Here is a 25,868-nt window from a genome sequence, read left to right as displayed (position 1 = left end):
CGCCCACAGGGACAAGGTGATTTCGCAGTGCTCAACAATAAGAACACAGGCGTTTTTTTCCAATTCTGCCGGCACACTCATACCCTGAGGTCAGAACCACAATGAACCAGCACATCGGCACCCTCAAGCGTTGGCGCGTGCAGATCTTCGCGATCACATGGCTCGCCTACGCCGCTTTTTACTTCACCCGCAAAGCGTTTTCCGTTGCCAAGCTCGGCATCGGCGAAGATCCGACGTTCATGCTCGACAAGATGACCATGGCCAACCTCGACGCGATTTACCTGACCGCCTACGCCATCGGCCAATTCACCTGGGGCATTCTTGCCGACCGCTTCGGTCCGCGGGTGGTGGTGCTGGGTGGTTTGCTGATTTCTGCGGCAGCGGCGCTGGTGATGGGCAGTTTCGCCACCTTGCCGATTTTTGCCACCTGCATGCTGATTCAAGGCCTGGCGCAGTCCACCGGTTGGTCGGGGTTGTGCAAGAACCTCGGCAATTTCTTTCCCGCCGAAAAGCGCGGGCAGGTACTGGGATTGTGGAGTTCCTGCTACGCCTTCGGCGGCCTGGTGGCCTCGCCGTTTGCCGGCTGGTGGGCGTATACGCTGATCGGCAGCTGGCAGGCGGCGTTCATTTCCAGTGCGGCGGTGGTTGGGCTGGTCGCCGTGCTGTTTTTTATTTTTCAACGCAATAAACCACAAGACGTCGGCTTGCCAGCGGTTGAGCCGGAGCCTGAGCTAACCGCCGACGAGGCCCATGCCCAAAGCAAAATCAGCCTGTGGGAGCCTTTGAAGGAGATCCTGCGCAACCGCACGGTGCTGGTGCTGGGTTTGGCGTATTTCATGCTCAAACCGGCGCGCTACGCGATTCTGCTCTGGGGCCCGGTGATCGTTTTCGAACAGATGCCTTCGGTGGGCAAGGTCGGCGCGGCGATCATTCCTACCGCGTTCGAACTGGCCGGGCTGCTCGGGCCGATCATGATCGGCCTGGCCTCGGACAAGCTGTTCGGCGCCCGGCGCATGCCAGCCTGCGTGCTCAGTCTGTTAGCACTGACGGTGTCCCTGGGGTTTTTCATGGGCGCCCTGCATACCGGCAGCGTGATGCTGGTAGTGGCGCTGTTGTTCGTCATGGGCCTGACGCTCTACGGACCTGACTCGATGATCAGCGGTGCGGCCGCGATCGATTTCGGTACCGCCAAGGCCGGCGCCACGGCGGCCGGTTTCGTCAACGGTTGCGGCTCGGTCGGGGCGATTCTCGGCGGATTGCTGCCAGGCTACTTCGACACCGTTACCGTCTTCATCGTCTTCGCCGGCAGCGCGCTGTTCTCTGCCTTGGTGCTGATCCCGCACTGGAACAGCCGCCCCGGGGGCCAGGGTAGCCACCATGCCTGCGTGCCCAACCAGGCGATGACCCTAAAACCCCTGCGTATCTGAACGGTCCATCGGGCCGTTCGGTGACCAGGGGATGATGCTCAAGACTCGGGGTCGGTGCGATTGATCAGCCAGTCGAGCAGCAGGCGGGTGTCGCTATGACGGGTGTCGGCGCGGACCGCTGGCGGGCTGCGGCGTTGCCCACTGCTGGCGCAGAGCACCGGACGGTCAGGGTCGCTGTCGAGAAAACTGACCCAGCCGTCGCTCCCGGCCATTGGCAACTGGATCGGTTGCGCTGGGGGCTGGGACATTGCCAGCGCGATAGGTAGCCAGAGATCAGTGGCCGCCTCGGGATCGCCATCCGTGTCGGGCCACAAACTCACTTGCAGGCGACCTTGATCATCCTGTTTCGCTTGCTGCCCGGCCAGGCCACAGACCCGGGCCGGCTGTAAACCGGGGATGCGCGGCCTGCCCTGTTCCAGGGGGGGGCGAAATACCGTCGACCAGGGAATGGCCGTGAACTGATTGCGATAGCGCCGGGGAATGTTGTCCTCAGACAGGATCGAACCCTGCTGGCCCTGATGCCGCGCCTGGCAGACCAGCCATTGGTCGTTGAACCCCGGCACGGGATGGTCGGCCACCTGCACGATGCGTGCGCTGCCTAACAGACTCTGATTGCTTTGACCGTGAAGCTGCAACTGTCGGCAACGCATACGCTGCAGATCGCGGCGCTCGAGTTCATCTCGATGACGCTGCTCCTGGGGAGGGCGGGGTGCACACGGGTGGGAAAAAGCGTGATTGGCCGCGCCTTCATCGACCTGAACACCGCGATTCTTCGCTTCCACTCGTGGGTAAACGGCTAATGAATCATGGCGCTGGAACAGCTCGCTGATCACAAGTGTGGTGCTATCGCCCGATTCATCACCATGGAAAGGCATCAGCAGCGGCTCTTGGGGAAAGCTTATGTTGTCGTCGGCCAACACCAGTACATGACCGCGACGGGAGTGTTCGAAGTGGTAGTGGATGCCTTCTTCCTCGCAAAGGCGCTGCAGCAACGCCAGGTCGGTTTCCTCGTACTGAATGCAAAAAGGCCGCAGGGGATAGTGCCCGTCTGCCAGTTCCAGGCGATAGCTGTCTGCGTGCAGGTCATGCTCCTCCAGCAGCTGGCGCAGGATCATGGGCACGCTGAGGCGCTGGAAGACCCGCCGCGATCTGTATCGATCCAGTGCTTGAAGGGCGGGCACCAGGACCAGCTTATAGCCGACCCTGCCTCGCCCTCGATGTTCGCAGCTGGCGCTGTGCAGCACGCCATGGATGCCCTGGCCTTGCCCGAGGTCGAGCAGCGCCGGTTGTTGCAGCAGCCGTTCAAGGTTGAGGGCCGGTGCCAGGCCGATCACTTCGATATCGAATCGATAGGGTTGGTTGAGGGCCTCGCGCCCACTGAACTGCAGCACTTGCAAACTCAGGTGGTCGTCGAGGAGTGTCAGGGTGAAGGGACTTTCCTTGTCGTTGTGCATCGATCGCGCTTCTGCCATGGAGTTCGGCCGCAGAGAGTACGAAACCCGCATGCCTTGTGGACATCGCCAATCGAATTTTCAGAATCGCCCTACAACCATCGGTAAAGATGTCGATCCGTGGATGACCCTGAGATTTTTTGGTCGATTGCCAACTTTAGGCCGTATAAACTTGGCCGCATGCGTCGGCCAATAGATGTTTCGGCGCCATAGACAAGAGAGTGAGTAATGGGCGCACAGTGGAAGGTTAAACACAAAGAAGCGGCAGCCAACGCCAAGGGCAAGATCTTCGGCAAACTGGTGAAGGAAATCACCATTGCTGCGCGCAACGGTGCCGATACCGCCACCAACGCACACCTGCGTCTGGTGGTCGAACAGGCGAAAAAGGCCTCGATGCCTCGTGAGACCCTGGAACGTGCGATCAAGAAAGGTTCGGGCCAGCTCGGCGAAACCGTGCAATACCATCGCGTGACCTATGAAGGCTTCGCGCCGCACCAGGTGCCGCTGATCGTTGAGTGCGTGACGGACAACATCAACCGTACCGTCGCTGAAATCCGCGTCGCCTTCCGCAAGGGCCAACTGGGCGCTTCCGGTTCGGTGGCCTGGGACTTCAACCACGTGGGCATGATCGAAGCCTCGCCGGACACCCCGGACGCCGATCCGGAAATGGCCGCCATCGAAGCCGGTGCCCAGGATTTCGAGCCGGGCGAAGACGGCGCGACGCTGTTCCTGACCGAACCTACGGACCTGGACGCGGTACAAAAAGCTCTGCCTGAGCAAGGTTTCACCGTGTTGTCGGCCAAGTTGGGCTACCAGCCGAAGAACCCGGTCAGCGGCTTGAGTGATGAGCAGATGGCTGAAGTTGAAGCTTTCCTCGAAGGACTGGATAACCACGACGACGTGCAGGATATGTTTGTCGGCCTGGCGGGTTAATTTCCGCCCTCACGGCGACTGAAAAAACAACCCCGTAGGAGCCAGGCTTGCCGGCGAAGGCGGCCTGATAGCCGACCTATATTTTGTTGACTGCGTACATATCCATTCCTGCGGTAACGGCCACTTATGGTTTCGCTCTTACATCTATGGTTACCCCCTTTTCTGCAATACTGTTTTTGATGCGTGTTTGGCTTGCTTTCATCTATTCGGCGTCTGAGTGGGGGTGTCGCCCCGCGCCTCGATGAGAATCGATGCCCAACGATCCTTATTAGCGAGACGGCCTTTCAGCCGTGTAAGAGCCCAGGGTTGTCGTCAGGCCGGTTGGCCGTTCACGTCATCAGTTATCCAGCATCGCAAAACCAGGTGGGTGGTGCTCGGGTGACAGCAGGGTCAGGCGCTCATCGCGTTTGGCCCTGCATCGAATTCAGTACGGTGTGCCGCAATCGCCCAGGCGATCCTCGCCAGCTTGTTGGCCAGCGCGCAAACCACGTGGTTGGAATGATGGCGGGCCAGTAGCTGCCGGACCCAGTCCGCCAGCCAGCCTTTCTGGTGGTTCAGATGCATCAGGTACACCCGGGCGCACTGGACCAGCAAGCGTCGCTGGTTGCGATCTCCGCGCTTGCTGATGCCCAACAACACGCTCTTGCCGCCCGTGGAATGCTGCTTGGGCACCAGGCCGATCGAGGCCGAGTAGTCTCGACCGCATTTGAACTGTTTGCCATCGCCCAACTCGGCGGCCAGGACGGTGGAGGTGATCGGGCCGACGCACGGCATGGTCATCAAGCGAGATGCCAGATCATCTTCAGCGGCCTGGCATTGCACCTCCTTGTCCAGCGACTTGATCTCCTCTTCCAGATTCTTGAAATGTCGATACAGCCTCGTCAGATTTTTTTTGAAGGGCTCAGACATTGAACTCGCCTCAAGCAGCGCCGGCAGAGTGTTGATCGATTTGAAGCCGGGGGCCAGGCTGACGCCAACCTCCAGAAGGGCTGCATGAATCCGATTGGCGGTTGCGGTGCGATCCTTGATGAACGCATCGCGTATCGAGTTGGACATGGCCAGCACCTGCTGGGTCTGGGTTTTGGGCGGCACAAAGCGCATCGTCGGGCGAGTCGCTGCCTCGCAGATCGCTTCGGCATCGGCGAAGTCGTTTTTGTTGCTTTTCACGTAGGGACGTACAAGATGAGGGGCAATGAGCTTGGGTAAATGTCCAAGCTTTGCGACCTCCTGTGCCATGAAATGGGCTCCGCCACAGGCTTCCATCACCACGGTGCAAGGCTCGACATTTGCCAGATGCTGGATGAGCGCGGTACGCGTAAATTTTTTGCGGTAGAGCTCATGCCCGCGATCATCTTGAGCATGCAAATGAAAGGTGTGTTTTCCCAGGTCGATGGCGGCAATAGCTACTTTGTTCATGGCAATGGTCTCCGGTGAGCCCCCGGTGAAAGCTTAGTGGGCGATCACCGGGGGCGGCGGGGGTAGCCATTTCATTAGCGAGTCACTTGGAAAAGCCTGTAGGAGCGAGCATGCTCGCGATGGTGGTCAACGATGACGCAGGGAGCCTGACACCCCGCGGTGCTCTCAGGTTTTTCGCGAGCATGCTCGCTCCTACAGAGCCCGCCGCGATGGGCCATCCTTGGCCCAGCGCGGCTAACCCGGCATCCATGCCGGGTTGCCCACTGCGCAGAACCTCCACTCGGCCTCTCGATGGGGCAAGAAAATCAAAAGCCAAATCAAAAGCCAAAGCGAGGCGGCCTGACAGCCGACCTGATCGGGAGCCGTACGCGTTCCCCCCTGTGTGATCGTTCCCACGCTCTGCGTGGGAATGCCGCCAGGGACGCTCCGCGTTCCACTGTCGACGCGTGACGTGAGCCGTGCGCAACGGTGACGCGGAGCGTCACAGGATGCATTCCCACGCAGAGCGTGGGAACGATCATTGGGGGTATCCGCAAAAATCAGGTCGGCTGTCAGGCCGCCTCGCTTTTGTTTTTGATCTGGGGCGCCCCGTTAAACCACGATGGCCGAACGCAGGCATTGCGCAGTGGGTAAACCGGCAGGACGCCGGTTTAGCCGCGCTGGGCCAGGGATGGCCCATCGCGGCGACCCACGGAGCAATGCCGGAGTGAGGGCATGCCGAGCCCTAGCGAGGCACCGAGTGGTGGGGCAAAGCCTTTTGCTTACTTTTTGGCGTTTGAAAAAGTGAGTCGCTGTAAGAGCGAAACCATAAGTGGCCGTTACCGCAGCAATGGATATGTACTCAGACAACCATCTCCCACAAGCTTCGACCCGGCATGGACCAACGTTGGTAGAGGCCCCGATGGAGGTCGTCACAGGTTGACGGACAGGCTCAGGCTGCGATCTTTTTCTTCAACCCCCAGCAAATTGCCCCAACTCAAACCCTCTCCCGCACCTGCACCAATTGCCCCAACCGACTACGCGTGCGCGCCAGGTCAATCGCGTCACCGCCCAGGCTTTCGCGCAGTGAGCGCGGGCCCAGCAATGTCAGGTGCTTGTCCTGATCATACAAAACGTCGACCAGGTTGATGAAACGCTGCTGGGCGGCAATCGAGCAGTCGGCGAGGTCGGGCAGGTCGTCGATGATCCAGTGATCGAAGCGTCGGCACAGTTCCAGGTAATCCATGACCGCTGTGGGGTGATCGCACAGGTCGCTGAAGGTAAAGCCGATGGTGCGTCCTGCGCAGTAGCGGGCCGATAGATGGCGAGTGCCGACGGGCAGGGCAATGGCCGGCGCGTTCGGCTCCGGCAGGTTCGATGCCTGACGTTGCGCCAGCGTGGCGGGCCAGACGTAGCGGCCCTGGGTGAACAGCTGTTGCGCATGGGGTCTGGCCTGACTGCGATAGTCGTGGGGCCCGCCGACTTCCATGACTTGCATGCGCGCATTGATCAGGTCGATTACCGGTTTGAATCGCGCATGGTAAAGCGGGTTGGGCAACAGGCCATCCGGCGGGTAATTGGAGGTGACCAGCAGCAGGATCCCGCGGTGGAACAGCGCCTTGAACAGCCGCGTGATGAGCATCGCATCACCGATGTCGTGGACGTGAAACTCGTCGAAACACAGCACCCGGCAATCGTGCAGTAACTCATCCAGCGTGGTCGCCAGCGCATCCGGTTGATCGCGATGGCTGAACATGCCCTCGTGCAGGCGGGCAAAAAAACCGTGGAAGTGCAGGCGCTGCTTCTGGGCGAGGGGGATCGCCTGGAAAAAACCGTCGAGCAGCCAGCTCTTGCCACGCCCAACCGCGCCATGCAGGTAAAGCCCGGGCAGGGTCTTGCCCGCCGAGCCCAACAACGTCGAGGCGTGCTGCGCCATGCAGTCGATCACCCGTTGCTGGCTATGGCTGAGGGTGTAGCCCTGGGAACAGGCCTTGTGGTGAAAGTAGTCGTGGACGACCTGCGCATTCGCGCAGTGACGGTCAGGCCCGGCCGATACCTTGCCGAACAGGCGGCGCAACGCTGGCCAGCGCCGTGTGAGTCGCGAATGCTTGGGTGGTCGAGCGGCCACTGTGATGTCCCCGTGATCTTCAGTCAGGCTCTGTGAGTTGAGCCGGCGGCGGCATAGTTTAACCAGTTGGGTAGTTTTGCTTCCAGTTGTGTCGACGACTTTCCGGACGATGAAGCCGGTAAATTTGCCCCAATAACCAAGCCCATTGGTCAACTAATTGCTAAGCAACCTAACTATTACGTTGACATTGGCTGCCTAGGCAGTAATATTTCGACATACATTCACTGCCTAGGCAGCTAATTGGTGTTCAGATGAAGCATTTCGCGCCAGACGATTTCCACAATTGCCACCTCGGCCTCCTGCTCGGGCGCGCTGCGCTGCTCAAGGACCGGATCATCGACACGCACATGGAACCCCACGGCATCACCGCTGCGCAGTTCAAGGTGCTGATCATCATTGCCCAATATGGCGTTGATTCGCCGGGTGAGCTGTGTCGGCACCTGTCCCTGGACAGCGGTTCGATGACCCGCATGCTCGATCGTCTGGAACAGAAAGGTTTCCTCGCACGCCAGCGCTCCGAGGCAGACCGTCGCCAGGTGCAGTTGGTGCTGACCGGGGAGGGCCGGAAACTGGCCGATCGCCTGCCGCACATCGGCGCCGAAGCCATGAACGAATTGGCCGGAGCCATCACTCCGGAAGAACTGAAAACCCTGGAGTCGATCCTGAAGAAAATCCTGGTGGCGGCCGGTGACTCGATCACCCTGCTGCGGGTAGGTGACCAATGAGCATCAAAACCTTGCGCACCGGCCTGAGCCTGGTGCTGTTGGCCATGAGCCTGGCTGGTTGCGCCAGCTACAGTGGCTTGACCACCGAAGGCGTCAGCCTCGATGCGAAGAACCTCAAGGCCGGGCAATCCCTCAGCGGTGTGACGCTGTCGCCAGCGGCCTGGCCAAAAAGCGACTGGTGGAAAAGCCTCGGTGATCCGCAGCTCGACGGCCTGATCCGCGAAGCCCTTCGCGACAGCCCCGACATGCAGATCGCCGACGCCCGCGCCCACCAGGCCAGTGCCGCTGCCTTCGCCGCCGACGCCGCGCGGATGCCAACCCTGGATGCCAGCGCCGGCGTCAGCCGTTCGCGACTGGCCCGGGACCAGGACCCGCTGGGGCAGGGCGACAATTACTCCACCGTGCGCAACATCAGCGCAATCTTCAATTACAACTTCGATCTCTGGGGCGGCCAGCGTGACGCCTGGGAAGCGGCGCTGGGCCAGGCCCGTGCCGCTGAAGTCGACCAGCAGGCCGCGCAGTTGACCTTGTCCGCTGACGTGGCCCGTGCCTACAGCGACCTGGGGCAGGCGCACATCGTCCATGACCTGTCCACCGAAGACCTCAAGCGCACCCGGCAAATGCTTGATCTGAGCCAGCGCCGCCTGAGTTCCGGGATCGACAGCCAGTACCAGTTCCAGCAGACCGAAAGCCTGGAAGCCACCTCCCAAGCCAATCTGATCGACGCCGAGAAGCGCCTGCAAAGCGCCAAAATCGCGCTGGCCGTGCTGCTTGGCAAAGGTCCGGATCGCGGCAATGAAATCGCCCGGCCGAACATTCTCAAGCCGAGTGCCGTGGCCTTGCCGTCGGTGCTGCCGGCCGAACTGCTCGGCCGTCGTCCGGACCTGGTGGCCGCGCGCTGGCGGGTCGAGTCGGCGAGCAAGAATATCGCTGCCGGCAAAACGCAGTTTTATCCGAACTTGAACCTCAGCGCCGCGGCCGGTGCCGAATCGTTGTTGGGGGATGCGATGTTTGGTTCGGCCAGTCGCTTCTTTAATGTCGCTCCGACGATTTCCGTGCCGATTTTCGACGGTGGCCGTCTACGCGCCGACCTCGATTCCCGCGACGCCGACTACGACCTTGCGGTGGCGCAGTACAACAAAAGCCTGGTCAGGGCGCTGGGTGACGTCAGCGACAGCATCAACCAGTTGCGTGACATCGGGCGGCAGATAGCGGCCCAGCAACATGCCACCGACATCGCCCAGGACTCTTACAACACCGTGGTCCAGCGCTACGGCTCCGGCATCGGTAACTATCTGGACGTGCTCAGCATCGAGCAGCAATTGCTCCAGGCCCAGCGTCAGCTGGCCAACCTGAATGCCGAGCAGATCGACCTGTCGATCCAGCTGATACAGGCGCTGGGTGGCGGTTTCCAGCCTGAGGCCATTGCCTCGGCCAACGCCGCGCCAGCCACGCTGATCCACTAATTCAAGGAATATGTCATGGCCACTGCCGATACAACGCCAGCCGCTGAAAACACCCCGGCCAATCCCGATTCGGGCAAGCGCAAGTTCATGCTGCTCGCCCTTGCCGTGGTGGTCGCACTGGGCGGCGCGGGCGTCTGGGCCTACCACGAGTTTTACGGGCGCTGGAGCGAAAGCACCGACGACGCCTATGTGAATGGCAACGTGGTGGAAATCACCCCGCTGGTCACCGGTACCGTCGTCAGCATCGGCGCCGACGATGGCGATCTGGTCCACGAAGGCCAGGTGCTGGTGAACTTCGACCCGAACGACGCCGAAGTCGGCCTGCAAAGCGCCCAGGCCAATCTGGCCCGCACCGTGCGTCAGGTTCGCGGCCTGTACAGTGACGTCGACGGCATGAAAGCCCAGGTCAACGCCCAACAAGCCGAAGTGCAAAAAGCCCAGGACAACTACAACCGGCGGAAAAATCTCGCCGTCGGCGGGGCGATCTCCCAGGAGGAGCTGTCCCACGCCCGTGACGACCTGACCTCGACGCAAAACGCCTTGGCCAACGCCCAACAGAAGCTCAAGACCACCGCCGCACTGGTCGATGACACCGTGGTTTCTTCGCACCCGGACGTGATGGCCGCCGCTGCGCAATTGCGTCAGGCCTACCTGAATAACGCCCGCAGCACCCTGATCGCACCGGTCACCGGCTACGTGGCCAAACGCACCGTGCAACTGGGGCAACGGGTGCAGCCGGGGGAGGCGCTGATGGCGGTGATCCCGCTGGACCAATTGTGGATCGACGCCAACTTCAAGGAAACCCAGCTGCGCGACATGCGCATCGGCCAGCCGGTGGAGATCGAAACCGATCTCTACGGCAGCAGCGTGAGATACAGCGGCACCATCGACAGCCTCGGTGCCGGCACCGGTAGCGCGTTTGCCCTGCTGCCGGCGCAGAACGCCACCGGCAACTGGATCAAGATCGTGCAGCGGGTGCCGGTGCGGATTCATGTCAACGCCCAGCAGCTGGCCGAGCATCCACTGCGCGTTGGCCTGTCGACGTTGGTCGATGTGAACCTGCGTGACCAGAGCGGCCCGGTGCTGGCGCAACAGCCGCCGCAGAAGGCCTCGTTCAGCACCGGCGTCTATGACCGCCAGTTGGTCGAGGCCGACGCCATGATCACCCAATTGATCCACGACAACAGCGCCGCGGTGAGCAAGACCGTGCATCGCTGATACCGAATTTGTGGGCTAGCCGATGTGGCGAGGGGATTTATCCCCGTCGGGCTGCGAAGCGGCCCCAGAACCTAAAATCTCGGTGTATCAGGTACATCGCGGACAATGGTTTTACGACTGCTGCGCAGCCGGACGGGGATAAATCCCCTCGCCACACAGGGTTAGCGGCGCCAGCCAAGTATCAAAGGATTCGCAATGAGCAATAACGCCTCTTTCACGCCCCCCAGCCTGGTGCTGAGCACCATCGGCCTGTCGCTGGCGACCTTCATGCAGGTGCTCGATACCACCATCGCCAACGTGGCGCTGCCGACGATTTCCGGCAACCTGGGGGTGAGTTCGGAGCAGGGCACCTGGGTCATCACGTCCTTCGCGGTGAGCAACGCCATCGCGTTGCCGCTGACCGGCTGGCTCAGCCGGCGGTTCGGTGAGGTGAAGCTGTTCCTGTGGGCGACCGTCCTGTTTGTGCTGGCCTCGTTTCTCTGCGGTATTTCCACCTCGATGCCCGAGTTGATCGGCTTTCGCGTGCTGCAAGGCTTGGTGGCCGGGCCGTTGTACCCGATGACCCAGACGCTGCTGATCGCCGTTTATCCACCCGCCAGGCGCGGCATGGCCCTGGCGTTGCTGGCGATGGTCACGGTGGTCGCGCCGATTGCAGGCCCCATTCTTGGCGGCTGGATCACCGACAGCTACAGCTGGCCGTGGATCTTCTTCATCAACGTGCCGATCGGGATTTTCGCGGTCATGATCGTGCGTTCGCAGCTCAAGGCGCGGCCGGTGGTGACCAGTTATCAGCCGATGGATTACGTCGGTTTGATCTCGCTGATCATCGGCGTCGGGGCGTTGCAGATGATCCTCGACAAGGGCAACGACCTCGACTGGTTCGAATCGAACTTCATCCTCATCGGCGCGGCCATTTCGGTGATTGCGCTGGCGGTGTTCGTGATTTGGGAAATGACGGATCAACACCCGGTGGTCAACCTGCGCCTGTTCGCTCACCGCAACTTCCGCATCGGCACCCTGGTGCTGGTGTTGGGCTACGCCGGATTCTTCGGGATCAACCTGATCCTGCCGCAATGGCTGCAAACCCAGATGGGTTATACGGCAACCTGGGCCGGTCTGGCGGTGGCGCCGATCGGGATTCTGCCGGTCCTGATGTCGCCGTTTGTCGGCAAGTATGCGCACAAGTTCGACCTGCGTTTATTGGCGGGCCTGGCGTTCCTGGCCATTGGCTTGAGCTGTTTCATGCGTGCCGGCTTTACCAGCGAGGTGGACTTCCAGCACATCGCGTTGGTGCAATTGTTCATGGGCATTGGCGTGGCGTTGTTCTTCATGCCGACCCTGAGCATCCTGATGTCGGACTTGCCGCCGAGCCAGATCGCCGATGGCGCGGGCCTCGCGACGTTCCTGCGGACCTTGGGCGGCAGCTTCGCCGCGTCGTTGACTACCTGGATCTGGATTCGCCGGGCGGATCAGCACCATGCGTACATGAGCGAAAGCATCAGCACCTATGAACCTGCAACCCGCGAGGCACTGCATGCCCTGGGTGGTGCGAGCAACCCGGCGTATGCGCAGCTCGATCATGTGTTGACCAGTCAGGCGTACATGCTCTCCACCGTGGATTACTTCACGTTGCTGGGGTGGGCGTTCATGGGGTTGATCGTGATCGTATGGCTGGCGAAACCGCCGTTTGCGGCGAAGGCGGGGCCTGAGGCGTCCGGTCACTAAGCCATACACAAACCTGTAGGAGCCGGCTTGCTGGCGATAGCGGTTTTCAGTCAATAAAGTTGTTGAATGATAAACCGCTATCGCCAGCAAGCCGGCTCCTACAGGGGCTTGGGTTTGTCAGTCAGTTTGCGGGGGCTGCGAGTTGCGGCGGCGGGGCGAAATCAAACGGTGCCAGGGCAAACCCGCTGTCATCCACCTGCAACGCCCACCCCTGCTTATCCCAATCCCCCAGCACGATGCGCTTGGCCGCCAGATCGCCAATCTGCAACTTGTGAATGGCAGGACGATGGGTATGTCCGTGGATCAACGTTTTCACGCCGTATTGCTGCATGATCCGCGGAATCTCCTCGGGCGTGACATCCACGATGTCATTGGCCTTCATCCGCGTCTGCGCCCGGCTTTCACTGCGCAGCTTGCGTGCCAGCTTATGGCGAGTACGGAGCGGCAAGTGCCGCAGGATGAACAGGGTGATCGGGTTGCGCAGATAGCGACGCAGCTTCATGTAGCCTTCGTCGCGGGTGCAGAGGCTGTCGCCGTGCATAAGCAGCACGGGTTCGCCGTTTAACTGCACGACACTCGGGTCTTTGAGCAGGGTGCAGCCGGCCTGTTTGCAGAACGCTTTGCCCAACATGAAGTCGCGATTGCCGTGCATCAGGAAAATCGCCGTGCCGCTGTCGCTCAAATCGCGCAGGGCCTGGCAGATGGAACGCTGGAACGGCGTCATGGCGTCGTCGCCAATCCACGCCTCGAAAAAGTCGCCCAGAATGTAAAGTGCACTCGCCGAACGGGCGCGTCCGGCGAGCAAATCCAGAAACGCCCGGGTAATGTCCGGGCGCTCCTCTTCCAGATGTAAATCTGAAATCAGCAGTATCACTCAATGATCTCGGCGTTCTCGATGATCACGTCGTCTGCCGGTACGTCCTGGTGGCCGGACTTGGAAGTGGTGGCCACGCCTTTGATCTTGTCGACAACGTCGGTGCCGGCGGTCACTTTGCCGAATACCGCGTAGCCCCAGCCCTGCGCGTTCTTGCCGCTGTGGTTGAGGAAGCTGTTGTCCGCCACGTTGATGAAGAACTGCGCGGAAGCCGAATGTGGCTCCATGGTGCGGGCCATGGCGACGGTGTACTTGTCGTTGGAAAGACCGTTGTCAGCTTCGTTCTGGATGCTTGGACGCTTGTCTTTCTTTTCTTTCATGCCTGGCTCGAAGCCGCCGCCCTGGATCATGAAATTACCGATGACGCGGTGGAATACGGTGTTGGTGTAGTGACCGGCCTTTACGTACTCGATGAAGTTGGCCACGGTGATCGGGGCTTTCTCGGCGTTCAGGTCCAGGACGATTTCGCCGTGGTTGGTGGTCAGTTTGACTTGAGTCATGATCGCTACTCTTTAAGGAATTCGTGGGTTTCGGGGCAGTACGGCCCCCAACCGGTTTGGCCAGCGTTGGCCAAGGAGCGCAGTTTAGCGTGACAGGCGCGAATTTCGAGGCTGTTTTTTCATTTACCGCCTATTAAATACGACGGTTTACAGGGTGCGCTCTGTCAGGTACTTGACGGCATCGGCTATGATAGCGGCTTTGTTTTGTCCGGCCTTCATTACGGCCACGCACTTGTACGTTCAAGGATCCTATGAGCAAGCCCACTGTCGACCCTACCTCGAATGCCAAGACCGGCCCTGCCGTGCCGGTCAACTTCCTGCGGCCGATCATCCAGGCAGACCTGGACTCGGGCAAGCACACGCAGATCGTCACCCGTTTCCCGCCTGAACCCAACGGCTACCTGCACATCGGCCACGCCAAGTCGATCTGTGTGAACTTCGGCCTGGCCCAGGAGTTCGGCGGCGTCACGCACCTGCGTTTCGACGACACCAACCCGGCCAAGGAAGACCAGGAGTACATCGACGCGATCGAAAGCGACGTCAAATGGCTGGGCTTCGAATGGTCCGGTGAAGTGCGCTACGCCTCGCAGTATTTCGACCAGTTGCACGACTGGGCAGTGGAGTTGATCAAGTCCGGCAAGGCCTATGTCGACGACCTGACCCCTGAACAAGCCAAGGAATACCGTGGCAGCCTGACCGAGCCAGGCAAGAACAGCCCGTTCCGCGACCGCAGCGTCGAAGAGAACCTGGACCTGTTCGCCCGCATGAAGGCCGGCGAGTTCAAGGACGGCGCACGCGTGCTGCGGGCCAAGATCGACATGGCTTCGCCGAACATGAACCTGCGCGACCCGATCATGTATCGCATCCGTCACGCGCATCACCACCAGACTGGCGACAAGTGGTGCATCTACCCGAACTACGACTTCACCCACGGGCAGTCGGACGCCATCGAAGGCATCACCCACTCGATCTGCACCCTGGAATTCGAAAGCCACCGTCCGCTGTACGAGTGGTTCCTCGAGAACCTGCCAGTACCGGCCCACCCGCGCCAATACGAGTTCAGCCGCCTGAACCTGAACTACACCATCACCAGCAAGCGCAAGCTCAAGCAGCTGGTCGATGAAAAGCACGTCAACGGTTGGGACGATCCGCGCATGTCCACGCTGTCGGGCTTCCGCCGCCGCGGCTACACGCCGAAATCGATCCGCAACTTCTGCGAAATGATCGGCACCAACCGTTCCGACGGCGTAGTCGACTTCGGCATGCTCGAATTCAGCATCCGTGACGACCTCGACCAAAGCGCACCGCGTGCCATGTGCGTACTGCGTCCGCTGAAAGTCGTGATCACCAACTACCCGGAAGGCCAGGTCGAAAACCTCGAACTGCCATGCCACCCGAAAGAAGACATGGGCGTGCGCGTTCTGCCGTTCGCCCGCGAAATCTACATCGACCGTGAAGACTTCATGGAAGAGCCGCCAAAAGGCTACAAGCGCCTGGAACCGAACGGCGAAGTGCGCCTGCGCGGTAGCTACGTGATCCGCGCCGACGAAGCGATCAAGGACGCCGATGGCAACATCGTCGAACTGCGTTGCTCGTACGACCCGGACACCCTGGGCAAGAACCCTGAAGGCCGCAAGGTCAAGGGCGTGGTGCACTGGGTGCCGGCCGCTGCCAGCGTCGAGTGCGAAGTGCGTCTGTACGATCGCCTGTTCCGTTCTGCGAACCCGGAAAAGGCCGAAGACAGCGCCAGTTTCCTGGACAACATCAACCCTGACTCGCTGCAGGTACTCACCGGTTGTCGTGCCGAGCCTTCGCTTGGCAACGCACAGCCGGAAGACCGTTTCCAGTTCGAGCGCGAAGGTTACTTCGTCGCGGATATCAAGGACTCGAAACCAGGTCAGCCGGTATTCAACCGTACCGTGACCTTGCGTGATTCGTGGGGCCAGTGATTCAAGGAAACTGACGTGCTAACGATCTACAACACGCTCACCAAGAGCAAAGAAGTCTTCAAGCCGCTGGATGGCAACAATGTGCGCATGTACGTCTGCGGGATGACCGTGTACGACTACTGCCACATTGGCCACGGCCGCAGCATGGTCGCGTTTGACCTGGTGACCCGCTGGTTGCGGTTCAGCGGTTATAACCTGACCTATGTACGCAATATCACCGACATTGAAGACAAGATCATCAATCGGGCCAAGGAGAACGGCGAGCCGTTCGACGTGCTGACCGAGCGTATGATCACCGCGATGCACGAGGACGAAGCGCGCCTCAACATCCTCAAGCCGGACATGGAACCGCGGGCCACCGATCATATTGGTGGCATGCAGTCCATGATCCAGACCTTGATCGACAAGGGTTACGCCTACGCCCCAGGCAATGGCGACGTGTACTACCGCGTCGCCAAATTCATGGGCTACGGCAAGCTGTCGCGCAAGAAAATCGAAGACCTGCGCATCGGCGCGCGGATCGAAGTCGACGAGTCGAAACAGGACCCGCTGGACTTCGTGCTGTGGAAAGGCGCCAAGCCGGGCGAACCGAGCTGGCCATCGCCGTGGGGCGACGGTCGTCCGGGCTGGCACATCGAGTGCTCGGTGATGTCCACCTGCTGCCTGGGCGAGACCTTCGACATTCATGGCGGCGGCAGCGACCTCGAGTTCCCGCACCACGAAAACGAAATCGCCCAGAGCGAAGCGGCCACCGGCAAGACCTACGCCAACGCATGGATGCATTGCGGCATGATTCGCATCAATGGCGAGAAGATGTCCAAGTCCTTGAACAACTTCTTCACCATCCGCGACGTGCTCGACAAATACCACCCGGAAGTCGTGCGTTACCTGCTGGTGTCGAGCCACTACCGCAGTGCCATCAACTATTCGGAAGACAACCTCAAGGACGCCAAGGGCGCCCTGGAGCGTTTCTACCACGCGTTGAAAGGCCTGCCGAACGTGGCGCCGGCCGGCGGCGAAGCTTTTGTCGAGCGGTTCACCCAGGTGATGAACGACGACTTCGGAACGCCGGAAGCCTGTGCGGTGCTGTTCGAGATGGTGCGCGAGATCAATCGCCTGCGCGACAGCGATTTGAACGCAGCGGCCGGCCTGGCTGCCCGTTTGAAAGAACTGGCCAGCGTATTGGGCGTGTTGCAGCTTGAAGCCGATGACTTCCTGCAGGCCGGTGCCGAAGGGCGCGTGGATGCAGCCGAAGTCGAGGCGCTGATTGCTGCGCGTCTGGCGGCGCGTGCCGGTAAGGATTGGGCCGAATCCGACCGCATCCGCGACCAGCTCACCGCCATGGGCGTGGTGCTGGAAGACGGCAAGGGCGGGACTACCTGGCGTTTGGCTGACTGATGATCGTTCCCACGCTCTGCGTGGGAATGCAGCCCGGGACGCTCCGCGTCCCAAATCAAAAGCCGAACGCGGAGCGTCCGTTGACGCATTCCTTTGCTGCGCGTGGGAACGATCAAAGCGCAGTCAGCTTTCCGACTGGCGCAATCGCTTGTAAAGGGTATTGCGACTAACCCCCAACCGCCGCGCCAGATGCGAAATATTCCCCCCGACCTCCCGCAACTGCCGATTCAAATCCTCGGCATCATCAAGATCCACCACCAACGTCTCCGGCGCATCGACCGGCTCCATCTCCAGATCGACAAAAAAATCATCCGGCAAATGCTCCGGCCGCACCGGTTGTTCCTCGGCCATGGCCAGCGCCACCTGCATCACGCTGCTGACCTGCCTTAAATTCCCCGGCCACGGATGACGGCTGAACAATTCCAGCACTTCGCGGCTCAGCCCGGCCCACTGACTCGGTTCGCGGTGCTGTTCCCACAAGCGTTTGAACAGCGCCTCTTTATCGGTGCGTTCCCTTAACGGCGGCAGTTCCAGGGTCAGGCCGCCGATGCGGTAGTACAAGTCCTCACGGAAGCGCCCCAGTTGCACCTGCTCGCGCAACGAGCGGTTGGTCGCGGAAATGATGCGGATGTCCACCGGGAACAACTCACTGCTCCCTACGGGTTGCACGCAACGCTCCTGCAACACACGGAGCAAGCGGGCCTGGGTCGGCAGCGGCATGTCGCCGATTTCATCGAGGAACAGCGTGCCTTTGTCGGCTTTGCGGATCAGGCCGATGCTGCCTTTCTGGTTGGCGCCGGTGAACGCGCCTTTTTCATAGCCGAACAGCTCCGACTCCACCAATTCAGCGGGGATCGCTGCACAGTTCACGGCGATGAACGCCTGTTTGCTGCGCGAGCTGGCCTGATGCAGGGCTTTTACGAACACCTCCTTGCCGACCCCGGTTTCGCCGTGAATCAACAACGGAATGTCTTTTTCCAGCAAGCGCTCGGCCTGGCGCACCGCCTTTTCCACGCGGCTGTCGCCGAAGTGCAGGGTGTTGAGGTTGATAGTGGCCGGAGCTGGAATAGACACGGTTTCAGCGAACACCCTCGCCTGTATCGGTACCTGTTTCGGCCGTTTCAGCAGGCACTGGAAGCGATTGCGCCCGGAGGCCTGGAGCGAGAAGGGCAGGTCTTCAGGTTGATTGAGCAATTCCAGCAAGGAAACTTTGAACAGGCTTTCAACACTGACCCGCGACAGACGCACACCCAGCAGATTGTCGGCGCGGCGATTGGCGGAAAGCACCTGGCCACTCTCATCGAAAATCAGCAAGCCGGCCCACTGGCTGTCGAGGTTGTTCAGGCCAGTGTTGAAGGTCAGCTGAAAATGCTGACCGTGGAACAGGTTGAGAATCAGCCGGTTTTCCACGGTCTGGCTCATCATCTTGACCATGCCCAGGGTATGGGATGGCGGCAGGTAGCTGTCGCTGGACACATCCAGCACCGCGATGACCTTGCGCTCGGCATCGAAGATCGGCGCGGCGGAGCCGGTCATGAAGCGGTTGGCCTTGAGAAAGTGTTCATCGTGCTCGATGTGCACCGCCTGCTCGCAGGCCAGCGCGGTACCGATCGCATTGGTCCCGCTGCAGCGCTCCATCCAGCTGGCGCCAGCGCTGAAGCCACGGGTCAGACTCGGTTCGATAAACCGTTGGGTGCCCCAGGACGTCAGCACCTGGCCCTGATTGTCGGCGAGCATGATCAGGCAGTTGGAGTTGCTGAGGATGTTCTCGTAATACGGCAGCACTTCCTGATGGGTGGTCTGTACTAAGGAATGCTGGCTCTCCAGCAACTGCGCAATGCCTTCAGCCGGCAGCTGATCGAACGCCGGGGTGCTCTGGTGATTGAGGCCGAACGCGCGGCAGCGGGACCAGGAGTCCTGGATGATGGCGTCGTGGGATAACGCGGGGGCAGGTGCGGCCATTACAGTCAGCCTCTGATTAACGCTTTTATTGTTGTTATAGGTAGTTCCCCTGTGGGAGCGAGCCTGCTCGCGATGAGGGAGTGTCAGTCGGCATGAATATTGGCTGATCTAACGCTATCGCGACCAGGCTCGCTCCCACAGGTTTTGCGTCTGTTTCATGTCCCGGGAAAGGCAAAAAACACCCATAGAGTGTTGTTCACTATTGTTCATTGTCAATCGGTGAACTGTTCAATTGTTCACTTCAGCTTGTTCATTTGTGTTCAGCAACGAATGTGACCAGGCAGTCACTTTCAAGGATTCAAAGCCAAATCAATAGCTTGCGTTTTCTGGCACAAATGTCGCTATACAGCTCAGGTCGCTTGACTCCAAAAATAAAAAAGGCCGAGCCATGTCATTAACCCTGGAGCATGTCAGTCGCACCGTCGAGGGCCAGACCTGGATCGATGATGCGTGCCTGCGTTTCGAACCCGGTTCCTTCAACGTTTTGCTCGGGCGCACGCTGTCCGGCAAGACCAGTCTCATGCGCCTGATGGCCGGGCTGGACAAGCCTGACACCGGCCGCATCCTGATGAACGGCGTCGATGTCACTCAACGCCCGGTACGCCTGCGCAACGTGTCGATGGTGTATCAACAGTTCATCAATTATCCGACCATGACCGTTTTCGAGAACATCGCCTCGCCGTTGCGCCAGGCCGGTGTCTCCAATGAGCAGATCCAGAGCAAGGTGCTGGAAACCGCGAAGATGCTGCGCATCGAGAAGTTCCTGCAGCGATATCCACTGGAACTGTCCGGTGGCCAGCAGCAGCGCACGGCCATGGCCCGGGCGCTGGTCAAGGATGCCGAACTGATCCTGTTCGATGAGCCGCTGGTCAACCTCGACTACAAATTGCGCGAAGAGCTGCGCCAGGAAATGCGCGAGCTGTTCAAGGCGCGCCATACCATCGCCATCTATGCCACCACCGAGCCCAACGAAGCCCTGGCCCTGGGCGGCACCACCACCATTCTTCATGAGGGCCGGGTGATCCAGAGCGGCCAGTCGTCCGAGGTTTACCACCAGCCGCAGACCGTGCTGGCAGCAGAGTTGTTCTCCGAGCCGCCGATCAACCTGATGCCGGGTCGCATTGCCGGCAACGAAGTGAGCTTCGCCAATTTCGTGCACTTCCCGCTCAACGTTGATTTACGCCCGGTGGGCGAGGGCGAGTTCCGCTTCGGCGTGCGCCCCAGCCATATCTCGCTGGTACCGAGCAACGACGATGACCTGGAACTGGCGGTGACCGTCGAAGTCGCGGAAATCAGCGGCTCGGAAACCTTCCTGCACGTGCGCAACGAGCATTTCCTGCTGGTGCTGCACTTGCCCGGTGTTCACGAATACGACGTCGATGCGCCGATCCGCATCTACATCCCGACCCATAAACTGTTCGTGTTCGATGCGCAGGGGCGGCTGGTCCAGGCGCCCGGCCGGCGCGTCGCGAGGGTTGCCTGATGGCCGAAATCCGTTTGCAGAACCTCGCCCACAGCTACACCAAGACCCCGGCCGGACCGGAGGACTACGCGATCCGCGAGATGGACCACATCTGGGAGCAGGGCGGTGCCTACGCGCTGCTCGGTCCGTCGGGCTGCGGCAAGTCGACCTTGCTCAACATCATTTCCGGCTTGCTCAGCCCATCCCAAGGCCATGTGTTATTCGATGGCAAAGCGGTCAACAACCTGACCCCGGAAAAGCGCAACATCGCCCAGGTGTTCCAGTTTCCGGTGGTCTACGACACCATGACGGTGTTCGACAACCTGGCCTTTCCGTTGCGTAACCAGGGCATGGCCGAGGCGAAAATTCACACCAAGGTGCAGGAAATTGCCGAAGTTCTCGACCTGCAAAGCTTGCTAAGCAAAAAAGCCAGCAACCTCACCGCCGACGAAAAACAGAAAGTCTCCATGGGCCGTGGGCTGGTACGCGATGACGTCTCGGCCATCCTCTTCGACGAGCCGCTGACGGTGATCGACCCGCACCTGAAGTGGAAGCTGCGGCGCAAGCTCAAGCAGATCCACGAGCAGTTCAACATCACCATGGTCTACGTCACCCACGATCAACTGGAGGCTTCGACCTTCGCCGACAAGATCGCAGTGATGTACGGCGGACAGATCGTGCAGTTCGGCACGCCGCGGGAATTGTTCGAGCGGCCGAGCCACACCTTTGTCGGTTATTTCATCGGCAGTCCGGGGATGAACCTGATCGAGGTCGAGCCGCAACCGGGGGGCGTCGGTTTCGCTTCGACTCATCTGCCGTTGTCCGAGGCCATGCAGAAGCGCATCGCCGAGTCCGAATGGCACACCCTGAAGGTCGGCATTCGCCCGGAGTTCATCCATGTCTGGGACGAACCCTTTGATGACGCGCTGCGGGCACAAGTCGTACACGTCGAAGACCTCGGCACCTACAAGATCATGACCCTGAACCTCGACGGCGCGCCGCTGAAAGTGCGCCTGGCTGAAGACAAACCGGTGCCCGAAGGCACGGCGTATATCAGTTTTCCGGCGCAGTGGCTGATGGTCTATGCCGATGATTTCCTGCTGGAAGCGCAAGCCGTGAACGAAGTGATTTCCAACCCGGGGGCGCAGCCATGAACAAGGTGCAGAACAACAAGGCCTGGTGGCTGGTGCTGCCGGTGTTCCTGCTGGTGGCGTTCAGTGCGGTGATCCCGATGATGACCGTGGTCAACTACTCGGTGCAGGACATCTTCGACCAGTCCAGCCGCTACTTCGTCGGTGCCGACTGGTACAGGCAAGTGTTGCTCGACCCGCGCTTGCACGATTCGCTGCTGCGCCAGTTCATCTACTCGGCTTGCGTGCTGTTGATCGAAATCCCGCTGGGCATCGCGATTGCCCTGACCATGCCGACCAAGGGTCGCTGGTCGTCGGTGGTGCTGATCATCCTGGCGATTCCATTGCTGATCCCGTGGAACGTGGTCGGCACCATCTGGCAGATTTTTGGCCGGGCCGACATCGGTCTGCTGGGGGCGAGCCTCAAGGCCATGGGTATCAACTACAACTATGCGGCAAACACCATGGATGCCTGGGTCACCGTGCTGGTGATGGACGTCTGGCACTGGACTTCACTGGTGGCGCTATTGTGTTTCTCCGGGTTGCGGGCGATTCCGGACGTGTACTACCAGGCGGCGCGGATCGACCGTGCCTCTGCCTGGGCGGTGTTCCGCCATATCCAGCTGCCCAAGCTCAAGAGTGTGCTGCTGATCGCCGTGATGCTGCGCTTCATGGACAGTTTCATGATCTACACCGAGCCGTTCGTACTGACCGGTGGCGGGCCCGGCAATGCCACGACCTTCCTCAGCCAGACCCTGACGCAAATGGCGATCGGGCAGTTCGACCTGGGGCCGGCCGCAGCGTTCTCGCTGGTGTACTTCCTGATCATCCTGTTGGTGTCCTGGCTGTTCTATACCGCCATGACTCACTCTGACGCCAACCGCTGAGGCCATCATGAGCATGAGAAAGCTTATTCCACTGCTGATCTACATCCTGTTCCTGCTGGTGCCGATCTACTGGCTGCTGAACATGTCCTTCAAGAGCAACACTGAAATCCTCGGCGGCCTGACACTGTTTCCCCAGGATTTCACCTTCCACAACTACAAAGTGATCTTCACCGATCCGGCCTGGTACACCGGTTACCTCAACTCGTTGTACTACGTGAGCCTAAACACGGTGATCTCACTGAGCGTGGCGCTGCCGGCGGCCTATGCGTTCTCGCGCTACCGCTTCCTCGGCGACAAGCACCTGTTCTTCTGGCTGCTGACCAACCGCATGGCACCGCCGGCGGTGTTCCTGTTGCCGTTCTTCCAGCTGTATTCATCAATCGGCCTGTTCGACACCCACATCGCCGTGGCCCTGGCGCACTGCCTGTTCAACGTGCCGCTGGCGGTGTGGATTCTCGAAGGCTTCATGTCTGGCGTTCCCAAGGAAATCGACGAAACCGCCTACATCGACGGCTACAGTTTTCCCAAGTTCTTCGTGAAGATTTTCATCCCGCTGATCGGCTCCGGTATCGGTGTCACGGCGTTTTTCTGCTTCATGTTTTCCTGGGTCGAGCTGCTGCTGGCGCGAACCCTGACCTCGGTGAACGCCAAGCCCATCGCGGCGGTGATGACCCGCACGGTCTCGGCGTCCGGCATCGACTGGGGCGTGCTGGCGGCAGCGGGGGTGTTGACCATTCTGCCGGGCATGCTGGTGATCTGGTTTGTTCGCAACCACGTGGCCAAGGGCTTTGCCCTGGGCCGGGTATGAGGAGCTGATGATGGAATGGATGAGTTGGACCGTCCCCACGGCGGCGTTCTTCATTGTCATTGCCTTGATCCTGGTGGGCATGACGACCTGGGAGTTGCGTTCGCCGAGTATTCTCAAGCGAGGCTTTTTGCCGATTGCCACCACCCGTGGCGATCGGTTGTTCATCGGTCTTCTCGGCAGCGCCTACCTGCATTTGCTGGTAATCGGCGTGACCGACTGGAGCATCTGGGTCGCCTTCGCGTTGTCCCTGGTGTGGCTGTTGGCTGTGATGCGCTGGGGTTAGGGTCTGTACGAGAGCTCGCCGAGCGGCGATCAGGCAAGGCAAAAACAGGCGAGGTAGCGGAGTTGACGTCAGTCAATGAGCATACCGAGCCTGTTTTTAACGCAGCATGATCGACGCGCAGGCAGCTCTCGTACAGAGCCTGCTCCCAAATTCAATAAGGAGGTCTTATGTTCGACAAAAACAATAAGCTGCGACATAGCATTTCATTGGCAGCCATGCTGGCACTCAGCGGTTTGAGCGCTTCGGCCTGGGCCGATGCCTATGAAGACGCCGCGAAGAAATGGATCGGCAGTGAATTCAAGCCGTCGACCCTGACGGCCGATCAGCAACTCGAAGAGTTGAAGTGGTTCATCAAGGCGGCGGAGCCGTTTCGCGGGATGAGTATCAAAGTGGTGTCGGAAACCATCGCCACCCACGAATACGAGTCCAAGGTCCTGGCCAAGGCCTTCACCGAGATCACCGGGATCAAGCTGACCCACGACCTGCTGCAGGAAGGCGACGTGGTGGAAAAGCTGCAGACACAGATGCAATCGGACAAGAACATCTATGACGGCTGGGTCAACGACTCGGACCTGATTGGTACGCACTTGCGTTACGGCAAGACCGAATCGATCACCGACCTGATGGCCAATGAGGGCAAGAACTTCACCTCGCCGACCCTCGATATCAAGGATTTCATCGGCATCTCCTTCACCACCGCGCCGGACGGCAAGATCTATCAATTGCCTGACCAGCAGTTCGCCAACCTGTACTGGTTCCGCGCCGACTGGTTCGAACGCGCGGACCTCAAAGCCAAGTTCAAGGAAAAGTACGGCTACGAGCTGGGTGTACCGGTGAACTGGTCGGCCTATGAAGACATCGCCAAATTCTTCAGTGAAGACGTCAAGGAAATCGACGGCAAGCGCGTCTACGGGCACATGGACTACGGCAAGAAAGACCCTTCCCTGGGCTGGCGCTTCACCGATGCCTGGTTCTCCATGGCCGGTGGCGGCGACAAGGGCCTGCCCAACGGTTTGCCGGTGGACGAGTGGGGCATCCGGGTCGAGGATTGTCACCCGGTCGGTTCCAGCGTGACCCGCGGCGGCGACACCAACGGCCCGGCGGCGGTGTTCGCCACCACCAAGTACGTGGACTGGCTGAAGAAGTACGCGCCACCGGAAGCGGCGGGCATGACCTTCTCCGAATCCGGGCCGGTGCCATCCCAGGGCAGTATCGCCCAACAGATCTTCTGGTACACCGCCTTCACTGCCGACATGACCAAACCGGGCCTGGCGGTGATGAACGCCGATGGCACGCCGAAATGGCGCATGGCGCCGTCGCCGCGGGGGCCGTACTGGGAAGAGGGCATGAAACTGGGCTATCAGGACGTGGGTTCCTGGACGTTCATGAAGTCCACGCCCGAGAAGCAAAAACTCGCGGCCTGGCTGTACGCGCAGTTCGTGACCTCGAAAACCGTCTCGCTGAAGAAAACCATCGTCGGCCTGACCCCGATCCGCGAGTCGGACATCAACTCGCAAGCCATGACCGACCTGGCACCCAAGCTCGGTGGCCTGGTGGAGTTCTACCGCAGCCCGGCCCGCGTGCAATGGACCCCGACCGGGACCAACGTGCCGGATTATCCACGTTTGGCGCAGTTGTGGTGGAGCCACATCGCCGAAGCCGCCAGCGGCGAGAAAACCCCGCAACAGGCGCTTGATGGCCTGGCCAAGGATCAGGACGCGATCATGTCGCGTCTGGAGCGCTCGAAAGCCCAAGCCACCTGCGCCCCGAAAATGAACCCGGAGCGCGATGCGCAATACTGGTTCGATCAGCCGGGCGCACCGAAACCGAAACTGGCGAACGAGAAGCCGCAGGGTGAAACCGTGAGCTACTCCGAACTGCTGAAGTCGTGGGAGGCGGCGCGCAAGTAAAGCGTTGAAGTGTGAAAGGCGAACGGCACCGGAAGGTGCCGTTTTTGCTTGTGTCTGTGCCACCGCTATCGCGAGCAGGCTCACTCCCACATTTGATCGGCGGTGTTCGCGATTTGTGTGTCCACAAAAGATCCCCTGTGGGAGCGAGCCTGCTCGCGAAGGGGCCATCCCAGTCATCAAATTTCATCAGCCGAACAAACGTTTAACAGTAGGATCGGAAGTCTCAAATTTGAGTGC

Annotated in this window: 20 protein-coding genes and 1 pseudogene; 15 read left to right on the top strand and 6 right to left on the bottom strand. The window is 60.3% G+C overall.

Annotated elements, in window-relative coordinates; translation table 11 throughout:
- Positions 1-101 precede the first annotated feature (101 nt).
- Complete coding sequence (locus ACA054_RS21650; protein ID WP_497686087.1) at positions 102-1,427, top strand: MFS transporter; 1,326 nt, start codon at positions 102-104, stop codon at positions 1,425-1,427.
- Between the two features lie 38 nt (positions 1,428-1,465).
- Here the strand turns inward: ACA054_RS21650 and ACA054_RS21645 are convergent, their stop codons facing one another.
- Complete coding sequence (locus ACA054_RS21645) at positions 1,466-2,881, bottom strand: type VI secretion system Vgr family protein (RefSeq protein ID WP_497686086.1); 1,416 nt, start codon at positions 2,879-2,881, stop codon at positions 1,466-1,468.
- Between the two features lie 225 nt (positions 2,882-3,106).
- Here ACA054_RS21645 and ACA054_RS21640 point away from each other — a divergent pair, with 225 nt between their 5' ends.
- The gene (locus ACA054_RS21640) at positions 3,107-3,811 is read left to right on the top strand and encodes a YebC/PmpR family DNA-binding transcriptional regulator (RefSeq protein WP_497635668.1); all 705 of its coding nucleotides are present in this window, start codon (positions 3,107-3,109) and stop codon (positions 3,809-3,811) included.
- A gap of 390 nt (positions 3,812-4,201) precedes the next feature.
- Here the strand turns inward: ACA054_RS21640 and ACA054_RS21635 are convergent, their stop codons facing one another.
- Positions 4,202-5,227 carry an IS110 family RNA-guided transposase gene (locus ACA054_RS21635; protein ID WP_497686085.1) on the bottom strand — a complete coding sequence of 342 codons (1,026 nt, stop codon included), beginning with the start codon at positions 5,225-5,227 and terminating at the stop codon, positions 4,202-4,204.
- Positions 5,228-5,337: 110 nt separating this feature from the next.
- Here ACA054_RS21635 and ACA054_RS21630 point away from each other — a divergent pair.
- Positions 5,338-5,424: pseudogene (locus ACA054_RS21630) on the top strand (outer membrane lipoprotein carrier protein LolA); the annotation flags it as partial.
- Positions 5,425-6,203: 779 nt separating this feature from the next.
- Here the strand turns inward: ACA054_RS21630 and zapE are convergent.
- Positions 6,204-7,334 (bottom strand): cell division protein ZapE, encoded by a 1,131-nt coding sequence (zapE, locus tag ACA054_RS21625; protein WP_497686084.1) that lies wholly within the window; start codon positions 7,332-7,334, stop codon positions 6,204-6,206.
- 251 nt (positions 7,335-7,585) lie between these two features.
- Here zapE and ACA054_RS21620 point away from each other — a divergent pair, with 251 nt between their 5' ends.
- From ACA054_RS21620 to ACA054_RS21605, 4 genes are all read left to right on the top strand, one after another.
- Positions 7,586-8,059, top strand: coding sequence for a MarR family winged helix-turn-helix transcriptional regulator (locus ACA054_RS21620; RefSeq protein WP_497686083.1), 474 nt, complete (start codon positions 7,586-7,588; stop codon positions 8,057-8,059).
- Positions 8,056-9,525 (top strand): efflux transporter outer membrane subunit, encoded by a 1,470-nt coding sequence (locus tag ACA054_RS21615; protein ID WP_497686082.1) that lies wholly within the window; start codon positions 8,056-8,058, stop codon positions 9,523-9,525. Before ACA054_RS21620 ends, ACA054_RS21615 begins: the two co-directional genes overlap by 4 nt.
- A 15-nt stretch (positions 9,526-9,540) precedes the next feature.
- Positions 9,541-10,743, top strand: coding sequence for an HlyD family secretion protein (locus tag ACA054_RS21610; protein WP_497686081.1), 1,203 nt, complete (start codon positions 9,541-9,543; stop codon positions 10,741-10,743).
- Positions 10,744-10,938: 195 nt separating this feature from the next.
- Positions 10,939-12,468 carry a DHA2 family efflux MFS transporter permease subunit gene (locus ACA054_RS21605; RefSeq protein WP_497686080.1) on the top strand — a complete coding sequence of 510 codons (1,530 nt, stop codon included), beginning with the start codon at positions 10,939-10,941 and terminating at the stop codon, positions 12,466-12,468.
- 121 nt (positions 12,469-12,589) lie between these two features.
- Here ACA054_RS21605 and lpxH read toward each other — a convergent pair whose 3' ends face one another.
- On the bottom strand, positions 12,590-13,342 hold the full coding sequence (lpxH, locus tag ACA054_RS21600; RefSeq protein WP_497686079.1) for a UDP-2,3-diacylglucosamine diphosphatase: 753 nt from the start codon (positions 13,340-13,342) through the stop codon (positions 12,590-12,592).
- Positions 13,339-13,842 (bottom strand): peptidylprolyl isomerase, encoded by a 504-nt coding sequence (locus ACA054_RS21595; RefSeq protein ID WP_497686078.1) that lies wholly within the window; start codon positions 13,840-13,842, stop codon positions 13,339-13,341. Before ACA054_RS21595 ends, lpxH begins: the two co-directional genes overlap by 4 nt.
- Positions 13,843-14,093: 251 nt before the next feature.
- Here ACA054_RS21595 and ACA054_RS21590 point away from each other — a divergent pair, with 251 nt between their 5' ends.
- Together ACA054_RS21590 and cysS are read left to right on the top strand one after the other, a co-directional pair.
- Positions 14,094-15,791, top strand: coding sequence for a glutamine--tRNA ligase/YqeY domain fusion protein (locus ACA054_RS21590; RefSeq protein ID WP_497686077.1), 1,698 nt, complete (start codon positions 14,094-14,096; stop codon positions 15,789-15,791).
- Positions 15,792-15,806: 15 nt separating this feature from the next.
- On the top strand, positions 15,807-17,189 hold the full coding sequence (gene cysS, locus ACA054_RS21585; RefSeq protein ID WP_497686076.1) for a cysteine--tRNA ligase: 1,383 nt from the start codon (positions 15,807-15,809) through the stop codon (positions 17,187-17,189).
- A 123-nt stretch (positions 17,190-17,312) separates the two neighbouring features.
- Here cysS and ACA054_RS21580 read toward each other — a convergent pair whose 3' ends face one another.
- The gene (locus ACA054_RS21580) at positions 17,313-19,151 is read right to left on the bottom strand and encodes a sigma-54-dependent Fis family transcriptional regulator (protein WP_497686075.1); all 1,839 of its coding nucleotides are present in this window, start codon (positions 19,149-19,151) and stop codon (positions 17,313-17,315) included.
- A gap of 388 nt (positions 19,152-19,539) precedes the next feature.
- On the opposite strand from ACA054_RS21580, the gene ACA054_RS21575 reads away from it, so the two are divergent.
- From ACA054_RS21575 to ACA054_RS21550, 6 genes are all read left to right on the top strand, one after another.
- Complete coding sequence (locus ACA054_RS21575) at positions 19,540-20,634, top strand: ABC transporter ATP-binding protein (protein WP_046817153.1); 1,095 nt, start codon at positions 19,540-19,542, stop codon at positions 20,632-20,634.
- Complete coding sequence (locus tag ACA054_RS21570) at positions 20,634-21,767, top strand: ABC transporter ATP-binding protein (protein WP_497686074.1); 1,134 nt, start codon at positions 20,634-20,636, stop codon at positions 21,765-21,767. The genes ACA054_RS21575 and ACA054_RS21570 overlap by 1 nt, the downstream gene beginning before the upstream one ends.
- On the top strand, positions 21,764-22,630 hold the full coding sequence (locus tag ACA054_RS21565; RefSeq protein ID WP_053161460.1) for a carbohydrate ABC transporter permease: 867 nt from the start codon (positions 21,764-21,766) through the stop codon (positions 22,628-22,630). Before ACA054_RS21570 ends, ACA054_RS21565 begins: the two co-directional genes overlap by 4 nt.
- Positions 22,631-22,637: 7 nt before the next feature.
- Positions 22,638-23,438: a carbohydrate ABC transporter permease gene (locus ACA054_RS21560; protein ID WP_497686073.1), complete on the top strand. Its 801-nt coding sequence runs from the start codon at positions 22,638-22,640 to the stop codon at positions 23,436-23,438.
- Positions 23,439-23,448: 10 nt separating this feature from the next.
- On the top strand, positions 23,449-23,721 hold the full coding sequence (locus ACA054_RS21555; protein WP_497686072.1) for a DUF2160 domain-containing protein: 273 nt from the start codon (positions 23,449-23,451) through the stop codon (positions 23,719-23,721).
- Between the two features lie 167 nt (positions 23,722-23,888).
- Positions 23,889-25,631 (top strand): ABC transporter substrate-binding protein, encoded by a 1,743-nt coding sequence (locus ACA054_RS21550; RefSeq protein WP_497686071.1) that lies wholly within the window; start codon positions 23,889-23,891, stop codon positions 25,629-25,631.
- The last annotated feature ends 237 nt before the right edge of the window (positions 25,632-25,868 follow it).

The sequence above is a fragment of the Pseudomonas sp. LBUM1653 genome, assembly GCF_059716115.1.
This window is presented reverse-complemented; position numbering and strand designations above follow the sequence as displayed.